Genomic DNA, 13714 nt, shown 5'->3' on the forward strand with positions numbered 1-13714 from the left:
CGGTGGCGGGAGGCCACAGCTCCTGCATCGTCGAGCCTGACGGGCGAGGATGGCAGCCGGCCGGCTGCCATCTCACAAATCTAGAGCTTTGCCCCATCCAGAAGCGCCAGCAGCGAGTCACGGTCCGCGATCGACCGGACCCGTATCGTCATCTTCTCGCTTTTGACGGGCACTTGCGGAGGCAGGCTGAACGCTATGTCGGGGGCGTTTGCCGCCGCCCATTGTTTGAACCGCGGCAGCTTGTTCGGGCCGCTGATGGGGAAGGTGCAACTGCATCTGAAGGTCATGTCATCATCCAATAGGGCGCGATCATGCGCACCTCCCAGGAGGAGGCGCGGACTCGCACGAAATGAAAAAGGAAGGGTGCGAGACCTGGCACCGCTCTTGCTTGCGCAGGTAGTGGTGCCAGGCAACTAGCCGGTCTTGCGGCTAGCCCTGAAATTCATGGATCGGATGAACAGAAACCTGAACATGGCCAATCTCTCGGCCATTCGGAACGCAAAGTCAAACCGTCGCCACGCGTTGTTCTGCCGCAGCAGCATCGAGCAACCTATTCCCGGTCGCAATCAGGCCATCCGGAAGATTGGTTAGCGAACCGTTGCGCGATTTCCTTATATTTAACCATGCTGTTTTACGCTGTTCTTCATAGAGGCCTTCAGACGCGGCTCGGGGCGATATTCGGAACAGCGATGTTCTATTCCCCTACCCCGCGCGACGGTGCGTCAGCGGCTGCATTCTCAGAAGGGAACGGACATGAGAAGCATGAGAACATTCGGCGTCGTCGGGCGTCTGGCGGCAGGGTTCGGATTCCTGCTGCTTCTGATGGTAGGCCTGACCATCTATTCTACGATGCAAGTTGCGACCATCGACTCCAACCTGGAAGTGATCAACGACGTCAACAGCGTCAAGCAGCGCTACGCGATCAACTATCGGGGCTCCGTGCACGACCGGGCGATTGCGATCCGGGATGTCACGTTGGTGACCTCCGACGAAGAACGCAAGGCAGCGATCGATCTGATCGACAAGCTGGCAGCCGCCTATGCGGAAAACGAGACGAAGATGTCCGAGATGATGGCAACAGGCTCCTCGGCCGAGGAAACCGCCATCCTTGGTGAGATTGCCGACATCCAGTCGAAAACGAATCCGCTCGTCATGCAGATCATTGCTCTGCAAGGGCAAGGCGACGGAGAGACGGCCCGCAGGATTTTGCTGGAGCAGGCACGCCCGCTGTTTGTCGACTGGCTTGGGGCTATCAACAAGTTCATCGACTATCAAGAGGCTCTGAACAAGTCGATCGGAGCAGACGTGCGCAGCGCAGCGAGCGGTTTCCGCTCTCTTGCCGTAACCGCGCTGGGCCTCGCGATCGTTCTTGCCATCCTGGTGGCCGCCTTCACCGCTCGTTCGATCGTAACCCCGCTGGACAAGCTCCAGCGCTCGCTGAAATCGATGGCCCAGGGTGACCTGGAAGGCGATCGTTTCCTGGAAGGTCGCAGGGACGAGATCGGCATGCTGGCGAGGGCTGTTGCCGCATTGCGCGATGCAATTGCCGCCAAGGCCGCACGGGATGCCGAGAACGAGGCAAGGCGTGCGGGTGAAGAACACCGGCGAATCGAGGCCGAGGCCCGGGAGCGCCAGGAGCTTGCCGAGCAGACCGACAGGGCGGTCGAGCAGCTGGCCGGCGCCCTCCGGGCTCTTGCCGATGGCGACCTGACGCGGCAGATCTCCACGACGTTCCACGGATCGCTGGATCAGCTTCGGGTCGACTTCAACCAGGCGGTCGGCAAGCTCCGTGGCGCAATGCAGGATGTTGCCCAGAATGCCAGCGCCATAGCGGCCGGTGCCGCGGAGATCCGGTCCGCCTCCGACGATCTCGCCAGGCGGACGGAACAGCAGGCAGCCTCCGTCGAGGAAACCGCAGCTGCCCTGGAAGAGATCACCACCACGGTCACCGACTCCAGCAACCGCGCCCAGGAAGCGGGGCAACTCGTCCGGCAGACGAAGGAGAATGCCGAGCATTCCGGCCGTGTCGTGCGCGACGCCGTCCATGCGATGGGCAAGATCGAAGCCTCCGCCACCGAGATCGGCAACATCATCGGCGTTATCGACGAAATCGCCTTCCAGACCAATCTCCTCGCCCTCAACGCCGGTGTTGAAGCGGCGCGGGCGGGCGACGCCGGAAAGGGATTTGCCGTGGTCGCCCAGGAGGTCCGTGAGCTCGCCCAGAGGTCGGCTCAGGCTGCGAAGGAGATCAAGGAACTCATCAACACATCCAACAGCCACGTCAGGAGCGGGGTCGAACTGGTGGGACAAACCGGCATGGCCCTCGAACAGATCGTCGTCCAGGTCCAACAGGTGGACGGAAACGTCGGAGCGATCGTACAGTCGTCCAGGGAGCAGGCTGGCGGGTTGAGGGAAATTAACACCTCCGTCAATGCGATGGATCAGGGCACGCAACAGAATGCTGCCATGGTCGAACAGGCCACTGCGGCCGCGCATAGCCTGGCCTCGGAATCGGACGCCTTGTTCAAACTGCTGTCGCAGTTCAACATCGGTGTCGAGCCGTCCCATGGCCACGGACGGCCGGTGAACGTCGCATCCTTCGAACGCAGGAAGGCGATCGCCCGCTAGGGCAAGTCAAATCTGGGCTACGCTTCGAACCGAACCCGATGCGTAGCCCTCCTTTCATACCCTCCCGCAGAACGCATCGAGTGCCGCAAGCTTCACCGCACCACCCTCTACCGCGGGCGCAAAACCCGGCATCGGGATCGGCAGGCAGTTCCGCATCGTCGCCGGCAGAGGAAAATCCTGCGCCTCTCGGGTCAGGTTGAAGACGAAGAGCAGCCGCTCGCCCTCCTTCTCCCGGATGAAGGCCAGCAGGTCGCGGTTGTGCGTCTCGACGAAGGTCATCTCGCCGTCGAAAAGCGGCGGATGCGCCTTCCGAAATGCCAGTGCCTGCCTGTAGTGGTGGAGCACCGAATCCTGGTCCAGTTCCTGCACGTCGACGGCGGCGGTGGAATGCTCCGGCGGCACCGGCAGCCAGGTTCTTCCCGCTTCCGAGAAGCCGGCATGCTGCTTCTGCACCTCCCAGGGCATCGGCGTGCGGCATCCGTCGCGGCCCTTGAAGGCTGGCCAGAAGCGGATGCCGTAGGGGTCGGTCAGGTCCTCGAAGGCAAGCTCCGCCTCCGTCAGCCCCAGTTCCTCGCCCTGGTAGAGGCAGATCGAACCGCGCAGCGCCGCAAGAACGCTGATCGCAAGCTTCGCCACCCGCTCGCGCTCCGCCGGTGTTTGCGCAAACCGTGTCACGTGCCGCACCACGTCGTGATTGGAAAAGGCCCAGCATACCCAGCCGTTCACCACCGTATCCTGGAAGGTGGAGACGACGCGCCGGATGAAGCGGGCGGAAAACGCCGGCCCCAGGAGGTCGAAGGTGTAGCACATGTGAAGCTTGTCATTGCCGCTCGTGTAGATGGCGAGCGTCGTCAGCGAGCGCGGCCCGTCGCCCACCTCGCCTACCGTGGTGCGGTTCGGATAGCTGTCGATCAGCGACCTCAGCCGCTTCAGGAACTCGATGTTCTCCGGCTGGCTCTTGTCGTGCAGGTGGTTCTGCATCGAATAGGGATTGGTGTCCGATTCCAGCCCCGCCGTTTCCGTGTCGTAGATCATCGGCGGGTTGTCGCGCAGATGCTTGTCGTGGAAGTAGTAGTTCACGGTGTCGAGCCGGAAGCCGTCCACGCCGCGGTCGAGCCAGAAGCGCACGGCATCCAGCACCGCCTGCTGGACTTCCGGATTGTGGAAGTTGAGGTCCGGCTGCGAGGTCAGGAAGTTGTGCATGTAATACTGCTTGCGCACGCCGTCCCATTCCCAGCCCGGCCCGCCGAAGATCGACAGCCAGTTGTTGGGGGGCGTGCCGTCGGGCTTGGGATCGGCCCAGACATACCAGTCCGCCTTCGCGTTGCTGCGGCTGGCGCGGCTCTCGATGAACCATGGATGCTTGTCGGAGGTGTGGCTGATCACCTGATCGATGATCACCTTCAGCCCCAGCCGATGCGCCTCCGTCATCATCTCGTCGAAATCGGCAAGCGTGCCGAACATCGGATCGACATCGCAATAGTTCGAGACATCATAGCCCATGTCGGCCATCGGCGAGGTGAAGAAGGGTGACAGCCAGATCGCGTCGACGCCCAGCGATGCGATATACGGCAGCCGCTGCGTGATGCCCTTCAGGTCGCCGATCCCGTCACCATTGGTGTCCTGGAACGAGCGGGGGTAGACTTGGTAGATTACGGCGCCCCGCCACCAGTCTGCGTCTTCCAACCTGCTTCTGCCCGCTGCCATCGCAACCTCCTGTCTCGCATCGCGATGGCAACCTAGAGCCATGCCGCCAAAAGACAAACCCCTTCCCGTCCCCGTACTCCGATGCCGCCACGCCAGCTTGCCTTGGCCGAAAGTTCAGAATATTGCGAAACCAGACTGTTGAGGGGAGCGCGCGCGTGGCAGGACGTCTGTTATCCATCGGAGAATGCATGGTCGAGCTGTCGCAGGCGGGCGAAGGCCTGCTGCGCCGGGGCTTTGCCGGCGACACGTTCAACACCGCCTGGTATGCCCGCGCCTGCCTGCCGGCCGAATGGAGCGTCGACTACTTCACGGCCCTCGGCGACGATCCGATGTCCTCGGAAATGCTGACCTTCATGAAGGAAGCGGGCATCGGCACCGAAGGGGTCCGCCGCATTCCCGGCAAGACGCCCGGCCTCTACCTCATCACGCTCAAGAACGGCGAACGGACCTTCAGCTATTGGCGCGACACCGCAGCCGCCCGCAAGCTTGCCGACGACGCCGACCATTTGCGGAAATGCATCGAGGCGGCCGATATCGTCTACTTCTCCGGCATCACACTCGGCATCCTGACTGCGGAAGCGAACGACACGCTGCTCGCGGAGCTCCGCCGCGCCAAGGCGGCCGGCAAGCGGGTCGCCTTCGATCCCAACATCCGTCCGCGGCTTTGGTCCGACAAGGATACCATGCTGAAGACGATCAGCGACGGCGCGCGCGCCGCAACCCTCGTCCTGCCGAGCTTCGATGACGAAACCAACCATTTCGGCGACGCCTCGGTGGAGGAAACCGTCGCCCGCTACCATGGCCTGGGCGTCGAAGGCGTCGTCGTCAAGAACGGGGAGCACGGTGCGACGCTAAGCTTCGGCGCCGCCGCGACACATGTACCGGCCGTGACGGCACCGCAGGTGGTGGACACGACGAGCGCCGGAGACAGCTTCAACGGCGGCTTCCTCTCCCGCCTCGTCCGCGGCGCGCGCCCTGAGGATGCCGCCGCCTACGGAGCGGCCGTCGCCTCCGTCGTCATCGGCCACCACGGCGCACTGATCAGCCCGGCGCTGCTGCCGGGCTGAGGCACACCCGTTCGCATTCGCACCGGCTTATCCTGAAACATAATCCGGCCCGTGAGGTTCTGTCTCCGTCAAACCAGCCGGCACAGTCGGCTCAAACGGAGGAAACTCATGTATTCCAGACTTGCAGCCGCCCTCGCCCTCTCCCTCGGCCTTGCCGTCAGCGCAGCAGCCCAGACCAGCGGCGGAAGTGACGGCAGTGGCTCGGGTTCAGGCTCGGGTTCAGGTTCTGGCAGCCAGGGCAGCGGCTCCACGAGCGGCTCGTCCGATACGTCCGGCACCGGCACCCACAGCGGTGACCATAGCGACAACGCCGCCGGCACCGCCGATTGCGCGCCTGACAATCAGGCCGGTTCCAACACGGCAACGGCTGCCGGAACGCAAAATCCGGATAAGCCCGACAACTGCTGAGGTATCAGGCTGCGGTCGCAGTCACGGATGAATCAGCCTGTGAAGACCTTGAGGCGGCGGTACAGTTACCGCCGCTTCTTCTTTGATTCGAAAGGGTTTTCCGACGCTTTCAGATGAATGCGGATCGGCACCCCCGGCATCTGGAAATCGGTGCGCAAGCCATTGGTGAGGTAGCGCAGGTAATGTTCCGGCACAGCCTCGGGCCGCGTGCAGGAGATCATGAAGGCCGGCGGGCGCGCCTTCACCTGGGTCATGTATTTGAGCTTGAGGCGCCGGCCGGAAACCGCCGGTGGCGGATGCTGAACCTGTACGCCTTCCAGCCACTTGTTCAGCTTGGCCGTCGAGATGCGCTTGTTCCACACCTTGTCGGTGTCGATGATGTTCTGCATCAGCTTGTCGAGGCCGTAGCCGGTCTGGCCAGAGATCGGCACCGCGCGGATGCCACGCGCCTGCGGCAGGAGCCGGTCCGTCTTCTCGCGCAAGTCGGTGAGCACCGCCTGCGGCTCCTCGACCAGATCCCACTTGTTGAAGGCGAGCACTGCCGCGCGCCCCTCGCGCAGCACGAGGTCGACGATCTGCAGGTCCTGCTTCTCGAAGGGGATCGTCGCATCGAAGACGATCACCACCGTCTCGGCGAAACGGATCGCGCGCAGCGCATCGGCGACCGAGAGCTTTTCCAGCTTCTCCTGCACCCGCGCCTTGCGCCGCATGCCCGCGGTATCGAACATCTTGATGGTGCGGCCACGCCAGTCCCACTCGACGGAGATCGAATCGCGGGTGATGCCGGCCTCCGGCCCCGTCAGCAGCCGGTCTTCGCCGAGGAAGCGGTTGATCAGCGTCGACTTGCCGGCATTCGGCCGCCCGACGATGGCCACGCGCAACGGCTTCGTCTCGTCATAGGCCGGCTCGATCTCCTCATCCTCGTCGCCTTCCACCTCGGAAGCCCGAACGGTGACGTCGGTGACGGCTTCGTCCTCGTCATCGCCGAAGGCACGCTCCTCGCCAATCGCCTCGACGATAGCGTCGCGCAGGTCGATCATCCCCTGTCCGTGCTCGGCCGAGATCGGCACCGGCTCGCCGAGGCCGAGCGTATAGGCGTCGTAGAAGCCGCCGTCGGAGCCGCGCGCCTCGGACTTGTTGGCGACCAGCACCACCGGCTTGCCGCTGCGGCGCAAAAGTTCGCCGAAGGTCTTGTCCAGCGGCGTCAGCCCCATCTTGGCGTCGACGACGAAAAGCGTCAGGTCCGCCTCCTCGATCGCCAGTTCCGTCTGCGCCCGCATCCGGCCTTCGAGCGTGTCCGGTCCGGTTTCTTCCAGTCCGGCGGTGTCGATGATGGTGAAACGCAGGTCGACCAGCTTGGCGTCGCCTGGACGCCTGTCGCGCGTCACGCCCGGCGTGTCGTCCACCAGCGCGAGCTTCTTGCCCACCAGCCGGTTGAACAGCGTGGACTTGCCGACATTCGGACGTCCGACGATCGCGACGGTGAAGCTCATGCGTCTTTTCCTTCAGCCCATCCCTGCCGGGACTTAGGGCGCCTTGCCGGATGCGGCGATGTTGTCGAGCATGATCTGGGCGCGGCTTGCGACATTGCGGGGGGCGGTCGCGTCGTCGGCGATCGCCTGGAACCACTCCTTCGCTCGCGCCATGTCGTCGCCCTTGTAGGCGGCAAGGCCCAGTGCCTCCCGCGCGGAGTTGCGCAGCGCGTGGTTGCCGCCGGTCAGGACTTCGGCTTCCGCGGAAACCTCTTCATAGCTACCGGTATCGATCAGCAGCCACGCGGCACGCAGCCTCGCCACGTCGCGCATGGCTTCCGGTGCCGAACCTTCGGCGGCCACTGCCTTGAACGCCTGGACCGCACCCGCAACGTCATCCCTTTCCGCCAGGACCGCCGCCGCACGCATCTGCGCCAGGACCGGATAGGCGCCGCTGCCATCAGCTTCCAGCGCCTGGAAGGCAGCCAGCGCCTCGTCGTGCTTGCCTTCGGAAGCAAGGTTCAGTGCCGCCAGGAACCGGTCACCAGACTGGGATGCATTGTGCTCCTGCCAGTATTCATAGCCGCGATAGCCCGCCGTCGCGAGCACGATGACGACCGCGGCCCCGATGGCGATCTTGCCATAGCGGCTCCAGGCAGTCCTGAACTGGTCGGAACGCAGTTCCTCGTTCACCTCGCGGATAAAGCTGTCGTTGTCGTGCGCCATCAAAGTCTCCGGCCCCGCAGGGCCCATCCTCGTCCATCATGCGGAAAGGCGCCTTCTAGCGCATTTTCCGCATGATGTAAGGGGTGAGGCGGCGATTCTCAGATCGGCAGCGGCTGGACGCCGATCAGCCAGAGATGCAGGCGCCAGATGAAGAGGAGGTAGACGATCGTGCCGACCACCACGGCAGCGGCGTCATAGCGGGCCGAAAGGAAGGGCTTGCGCACCAGGTCGCCGCTCCGCTCGCGCCGCTTCAGGGCGATGCGCAGCACGACACCCCAGGCGAGAAATCCAGCGAACAGGATGACCGACGAGGTTTCACCGTTGGCGAGCAGATGCGCCAGCGCCCAGATCTTCACCGACAGCACCATCGGGTGCTTGGTCTTCGTGGAAATGTGCCCCGGCGGCATCAGGCTCGCCACGAGACAGATCATCGCCACCAGCATCAGCAGCGAGGAAAGATGCGCCATCCAGACCGGCGGCGTGTAGAGGATACCGGTCTCCTGGCGCGCCTGCCCGAAGGCGTAGATCACCAGGACGAGCGTCGCGATGCTGGCGACCGAATAGCCGAGTTTCCACGCGCGCTCACCCCTCGCCGCAATCACGGATGCCCGCCAGCCGGGCGCAACGACGCGGACGAGGTGGATGCCGAAGAACAGGATGAGGCTGATGACGAGCAGGAGCATGATCTTTCGTCCCCTTGAGTGAATCCCTGCTCTGGCATTAACCGCAAACGCAAAGACCTGCCAGTCTCTCCAAAGCTTCGCCGCATTCGCGCCACACAAGCACCCTTCCATTCTGTTTGCGGTGCCCATGCTTTATCGATTTTTCCTCTGCCTTGCGCTCGGCCTTTGCCTTCCCGCCCTCTCGCTTGCCTCCGAACCCGATCGGACGAGACAGCTTCTGCTGATCTCCTTCGACGGCGCCGGCGACAACGCGCTCTGGCAGCGAAGCCGAAACTTCGCCAGGACCGCCCAGGTCCGGTTCACCTATTTCCTCTCCTGCTCGCTGGTCATCGCCCGTGAGGACGCCGGCCTCTACAAGGGGCCGCACCACAAGGCGGGGCGCTCGAATATCGGTTTCGCGCAGACCCGCGAGGAAGCCCGCACCCGGCTTTTCCATGTCTGGCAGGCTCACCAGGAAGGCCACGAGATCGCCAGCCACACCTGTGGCCATTTCGACGGCGCCGATTGGTCTGTCTCGGACTGGAAGGCCGAGATGCAGAGCTTCCGCTCCATCCTCTCCGGCGCATGGGCAGCCAATGACGCCGCGACGGAGGAGCCGGAAGACTGGAGGAAATTCGTGGCCGGCATAGAAGGCTTCCGCGCGCCCTATCTCTCCGCGCCCGCCAGCCTCTTCGAGGCCGAGCGGCGGGAGGGCTTCGTCTATGATGCCAGCACGGTCACCAAGGGACCGCTCCACCCGTCCGAGAAGGGCGGCGTGCTGGCCTTCGGCCTGCCGCTCATCCCGGAAGGGCCGAAGGGCCGTCCCATTATCGCCATGGACTACAACCTCTTCATCCGCCATTCCGCAGGCGTCGAGAATCCGAGCCGCTCTGCGGAGTTCGAGGAACGCGCCTATGCGGCCTTCCGCGCCGCCTTCGACCGGCAATACGAGGGAGACCGCATCCCCCTGCAGATCGGCCTGCATTTCGTCAGGATGAACGGCGGCGCCTACTGGCGCGCCATGGAACGCCTCGTGACGGAGGTCTGCGGACGCCAGGACGTCGGCTGCGTCACCTACCGCGAGGCACTGCAGGAGCTCGGCTCGCACGCTGCGGATTCCTCTGGACTATAGCGTTTAATTGGAAACACTGGCCTGACGTGCTACATATGTTGCACATTCGGAGCGAGATGATGACCATCACCACTAAGATCAGGCGCCAGGGCGGAGCTGCCGTCGTGACCATTCCGCCGGCGGTCCTGAAGTTGATGCAGACGCAGGTCGGCGACCAGTTGTCGCTCGTGGTGGCAGACGGAGCTCTGGTCGCCCGGCCAGTTCAGAAGACAAGGAAGCGTTACACCCTCGGCGAATTGCTGAAGGGATCCGACGAGCTGCAGAAACTGTCCTCGGAAACGGCTCCGCTGGACGGTGATCCTGTGGGACGCGAGATCGGCTGATGATCCGCAGCAATGTGCCGAAGCGCGGTGACGTCTACTGGATCGACCCCAACCCCGTCGCCGGCCGCGAGATGAAGAACAGGCATCGCTATGTCGTCATCACGCCGCGAGAGATCAACGCGCTCGGCGTCTCCATGACAGTGCCCATAACGACGGGTGGAGCGTTCTCGCGCGACGTGGGCCTTGCCGTATCTGTGACTGGTCACGACACCACGGGCGTCGCCGTCTGCAATCAAGTCCGCAGCTTCGACATCCAGGCGCGAATACAGCAGCGGACGGCGCAGTACATCGAAACGCTGGACGAGGCCACGATGGCGGAAATCGTCACCCGCGTCATGAGCGCCATCGAACCGGAGTCGGATTGAGCAAGTTGCTCCGGGGATGTTTTCCACGCTCCCGCATTTTTTCCCTCTGGATCTTCAAAGACTTGGCGCCCGCCGCTCTGCCCGCTCATCCCCGCTGCCGCATCCGCTGCCACAATGGCTGCGTCATCGGACGGGGATGCCGGGTCGCGAACCGGCTGCCCACTTGGGTCAAGGCTCGGCGCCGATGATGGCTGTGAGGACTGCCGGATTTGCAGGAACGATTTCCGACAGAAACCACGGCCGGGGCAGGCGGAACGCCTGAAACACCAACCCCTTGTGCCACCGCCTGCCCTCTCCCCTTCCACCCGCGCGGAATTGTCCGGCGCGGGCGGCGTGCTGCGCGTTACGTCGGCCGGTCAGCCTCCAGTTCACCGCCGACGGCTTCCCGCTCCAGGTAATGCTGGTCGATCTCCGGCAGCGGCTCGTTGTCGATCGCCGCCTCGAAGGCGCGCAGGCGCTTGTAGATCGACAGAAGCTCGACGATCGTCGGCCAGGAGGACACCAGATACTGAAAGGATGACGTCACCTGGCCGAAGGCGCCGGAGATCTGGTTCAGCGCGCCAAGCGAGATCTTGCCGGCGATGATCGACGGCGCCAGGATCAGCAGCGAGAAGATGTTGTTGATCTGCAGGTAGAAGATGCGGGCGATGTTGAAATAGAGATAGTGGAAGTAGAGCGTGAAATAGTTACGCCGCACATTGTCGAAGAGCTCCGCCACCGTCATCGGCTCGGCCCGATCCGCATGGTCCTCGCCATAGACGAGTTCCTTCCGGTAAGCGGCCTCGACGCGCTGGTTGCGGAATTCGAGCCCCGGCAGCTTAATGCCCACCAGTGCCAGGAAGACGGTGCCGAACAGCGACCAGAGGATGGCCGCCGTCACCAGCGGGTAAGGAACCGCGCCGACCAGCGGCAGTTCCGTAATGTTCTGCGACAGGCGCATCAGCACCGGCGTGAACGCTATCAGCGTCATGATGGAATCGATGAAGCTGACGCCGAGGCCTTCCACAGTCGAGGAGAAGCGCATCGTATCTTCCTGCACGCGCTGGGAGGCCCCCTCGATATGGCGCAGCTTCGGCCACTGCGCCATGTAGTATTCGTTCATCGCCGTGCGCCAGCGGAAGATGTAATGGCTGACGAAGAAGCGCGTCATGACCGCGACCGCCACCGCCACCATGGCGATCCCGAGAAAGATGGCGATCTGCCCGTAAAATTGCTCGGCCGTTACCGGCGCCGACTGCGATACCGCCTGCTGCACGAGGTCCCAGAACGGCCCGTACCAGTTGTTGATCGCAACGCTCACCTGAACCTGGAAATAGGTGGTGAAGAGGATGAGCGCAGAGCCGAGGACCGACCACATCTGCCAGCGATGCGGCCGGTACCAGAACCAGAAGGCCGCAAAGATCAGCGTCACCAGGGCGAAGTAGATGTAGAACCACAGGAAGGCGGGCGACCAGAAGGTGGATATGCCGACCTCCGGCGCATCGTTGACGGGAACCGGCGGCATGCCGAACGAGGCGCCGAGGTCCTCGCCCATCGTGTACCAGAACACGATGGCGAGAATGGACCATATGGCGGTCGACGTGAAGAAGAGCTTCGGCTGCGGGAAGAATGACTTGAACACGTTGGCAGGCTCGCTTCGCTTTGTTTGCTGTCAAGGGCCGTCTGTCTGGTGGCGGCAAACTAGGGCAGAACGATGGGAGCAGCAATGGCGCAAGCCCCTTCTTACGGAATTGTAATCAGCCGCTTTCCTTCGGTCCCGCAAGCAGCGGCAGGACCAGTGCCCCCGAGAGCCCCAGGAGGGTTGCGGCAAGCACCGTCGGCAGGGTGAACGCGCCGCTGGCCTCCGCCAGCCACCCGGCCACAAGCGGTCCGATGATCTGCCCGGTCCCGAAGGCGGCGGTCATCAGCGCAAGCGCCCGCCTTGGGCTGCGGGGCGCCAGCCGGCGTCCGATCTGCAGGCCGTAGGCCGTGACGGCCATGAAGGTCAGACCGAGGAAGAGACCGCCGACGAGCGCGCCGGCCGCCGGAGGGAGAAGCACAGAGCCCAGCACGCCTGCCGCCTCGGCGGCCACGCAGGCGGCATAGGTGGCGACGAGGCCGAAGCGGCGCACGAAGCCGCGCCAGACGACCAGCGACACCGCTGCTGCCATCCCCGTCACCAGCCAAGCCAGGAACTCGGTCGTGGTACCGGCCGATGCATTGCGCGCCATCGTCACGAGAAAGGTCGAGGTGATCACGTAGCCGAAGCCGAACAGGCCGTAGGACGCGGTCACCAGCACGAGCGGCCGATCCCAGGCGAGCGGCGGCTCGCGCATCGCGCCCTGCCCGGCGGTCGGGTGGGGCAGAAGCCGCAGGGCGAGCATCACCAGCACGGCGGCGGCGATCGCACTGCCGGTCCACTCGTCCCGCCAGCCGTGCCCGGTGTCGCCGGCGACGAGGCCTATGACGAAGACCAGCGCCGAAGAGAGCGCGATGCCGAAGCCCACCCCGCCGAAATGGAGGATCTGCACCGCCTCGCTACGCGACGAATGCGCCAGCACGATGGAGGACGTGAAAACCATGGCAAAGGCGCTCGCCAGACCGGCGAGGAACCGGACCAGGGTGAAGGCCGCCAGGCCATCGACGATCGCCATGGCCGCAAGCAGGATGACGGTCGAGAGGAGGCCGCCGATTGCCACCGTCCTCTCCCGACCGGCTGCCCAGCCGAAGGCGGCAAGCACGGCGCCGAGCAGATAGCCGGAGAAATTGGCGCCGGCGATCAGTCCGGCATCGGCGGCCGAAAGGGACGCTCCCTCTATCATTCCCGGCAGGATCGGCGTATAGACGAACCGTCCGAAACCCATCGCCGCCGCCATGGCGGATCCGCCGGCAAGACCGGTCAAGATGGGCGAAGATAACGTCCGGGACGAGGAGGGCATGGCCTGCTTATCGCACTACCGTAGCCTCCCGGCAAACCAGCAGTTCTGGCGAACGATCTGCGCCGCTGATGGACCGTCACGCCCCTCCCCCCGCGACAGCAGACGGTTTTCCACAGGTCGCCTCCCTGCCCTGAAGCGACTAGTCCCATCCGTCCCGAACCGGGACATATCCGGCGCCCGCCGGCCGAATCCTGCGCCGCACGATTACCTTTTATTGACCTCGTCCAAGGAGTTCGGGACGGACGGCGAACCTAAAGCGGCTTTCGGACTTAGACTCGGATAGTCGGTTGAGTCGGACAGGCGACA

General features: G+C 64.0%; 13 protein-coding genes. 6 read left to right on the plus strand and 7 right to left on the minus strand.

All coding sequences use genetic code 11. The features are described from left to right. Positions 1 to 80 precede the first annotated feature (80 nt). Positions 81 to 287 carry a hypothetical protein gene (locus RTCK_RS02530; protein ID WP_142520029.1) on the minus strand — a complete coding sequence of 69 codons (207 nt, stop codon included), beginning with the start codon at positions 285 to 287 and terminating at the stop codon, positions 81 to 83. 466 nt (positions 288 to 753) lie between these two features. Here RTCK_RS02530 and RTCK_RS02535 point away from each other — a divergent pair, with 466 nt between their 5' ends. After that, positions 754 to 2628 carry a HAMP domain-containing methyl-accepting chemotaxis protein gene (locus tag RTCK_RS02535; protein ID WP_142591305.1) on the plus strand — a complete coding sequence of 625 codons (1875 nt, stop codon included), beginning with the start codon at positions 754 to 756 and terminating at the stop codon, positions 2626 to 2628. 54 nt (positions 2629 to 2682) lie between these two features. Here the strand turns inward: RTCK_RS02535 and bglA are convergent, their stop codons facing one another. Then, positions 2683 to 4335 carry a beta-galactosidase BglA gene (gene bglA / locus RTCK_RS02540; RefSeq protein ID WP_142591307.1) on the minus strand — a complete coding sequence of 551 codons (1653 nt, stop codon included), beginning with the start codon at positions 4333 to 4335 and terminating at the stop codon, positions 2683 to 2685. Between the two features lie 155 nt (positions 4336 to 4490). Between bglA and RTCK_RS02545 the strand changes: the two genes are divergently transcribed. Both RTCK_RS02545 and RTCK_RS02550 read left to right on the plus strand, forming a co-directional pair. Then, on the plus strand, positions 4491 to 5402 hold the full coding sequence (locus tag RTCK_RS02545; protein ID WP_142591309.1) for a sugar kinase: 912 nt from the start codon (positions 4491 to 4493) through the stop codon (positions 5400 to 5402). Positions 5403 to 5510: 108 nt separating this feature from the next. After that, complete coding sequence (locus RTCK_RS02550; RefSeq protein ID WP_142591311.1) at positions 5511 to 5810, plus strand: oxidoreductase; 300 nt, start codon at positions 5511 to 5513, stop codon at positions 5808 to 5810. A gap of 65 nt (positions 5811 to 5875) precedes the next feature. Here the strand turns inward: RTCK_RS02550 and der are convergent, their stop codons facing one another. From der to RTCK_RS02565, 3 genes are all read right to left on the minus strand, one after another. Continuing rightward, positions 5876 to 7303, minus strand: a complete 1428-nt coding sequence (gene der, locus RTCK_RS02555) for a ribosome biogenesis GTPase Der (RefSeq protein WP_142591313.1) — start codon at positions 7301 to 7303, stop codon at positions 5876 to 5878. 33 nt (positions 7304 to 7336) lie between these two features. Beyond that, positions 7337 to 8008: a tetratricopeptide repeat protein gene (locus tag RTCK_RS02560; RefSeq protein ID WP_142591315.1), complete on the minus strand. Its 672-nt coding sequence runs from the start codon at positions 8006 to 8008 to the stop codon at positions 7337 to 7339. Between the two features lie 98 nt (positions 8009 to 8106). Next, positions 8107 to 8691, minus strand: a complete 585-nt coding sequence (locus tag RTCK_RS02565) for an NnrU family protein (protein WP_142520022.1) — start codon at positions 8689 to 8691, stop codon at positions 8107 to 8109. A gap of 127 nt (positions 8692 to 8818) precedes the next feature. Between RTCK_RS02565 and RTCK_RS02570 the strand changes: the two genes are divergently transcribed. The 3 genes from RTCK_RS02570 to mazF are packed head-to-tail and all read left to right on the plus strand — an operon-like array spanning position 8819 to position 10490. Continuing rightward, positions 8819 to 9802, plus strand: a complete 984-nt coding sequence (locus tag RTCK_RS02570) for a polysaccharide deacetylase family protein (RefSeq protein ID WP_142591317.1) — start codon at positions 8819 to 8821, stop codon at positions 9800 to 9802. Between the two features lie 59 nt (positions 9803 to 9861). Next, positions 9862 to 10125, plus strand: a complete 264-nt coding sequence (gene mazE, locus RTCK_RS02575; protein ID WP_142591319.1) for a type II toxin-antitoxin system antitoxin MazE — start codon at positions 9862 to 9864, stop codon at positions 10123 to 10125. Further along, positions 10125 to 10490 carry a type II toxin-antitoxin system toxin MazF gene (mazF, locus tag RTCK_RS02580; protein ID WP_142591321.1) on the plus strand — a complete coding sequence of 122 codons (366 nt, stop codon included), beginning with the start codon at positions 10125 to 10127 and terminating at the stop codon, positions 10488 to 10490. The genes mazE and mazF overlap by 1 nt, the downstream gene beginning before the upstream one ends. 343 nt (positions 10491 to 10833) lie before the next feature. Here the strand turns inward: mazF and sbmA are convergent, their stop codons facing one another. Both sbmA and RTCK_RS02590 read right to left on the minus strand, forming a co-directional pair. After that, on the minus strand, positions 10834 to 12111 hold the full coding sequence (sbmA, locus tag RTCK_RS02585; RefSeq protein ID WP_142591323.1) for a peptide antibiotic transporter SbmA: 1278 nt from the start codon (positions 12109 to 12111) through the stop codon (positions 10834 to 10836). Between the two features lie 115 nt (positions 12112 to 12226). Continuing rightward, positions 12227 to 13408, minus strand: a complete 1182-nt coding sequence (locus RTCK_RS02590; protein WP_142591324.1) for a YbfB/YjiJ family MFS transporter — start codon at positions 13406 to 13408, stop codon at positions 12227 to 12229. Positions 13409 to 13714 lie beyond the last annotated feature (306 nt).

The sequence above is a fragment of the Pseudorhizobium endolithicum genome (assembly GCF_902153245.2).
GTDB classification, from domain to species: Bacteria; Pseudomonadota; Alphaproteobacteria; order Rhizobiales; family Rhizobiaceae; genus Neorhizobium; species Neorhizobium endolithicum.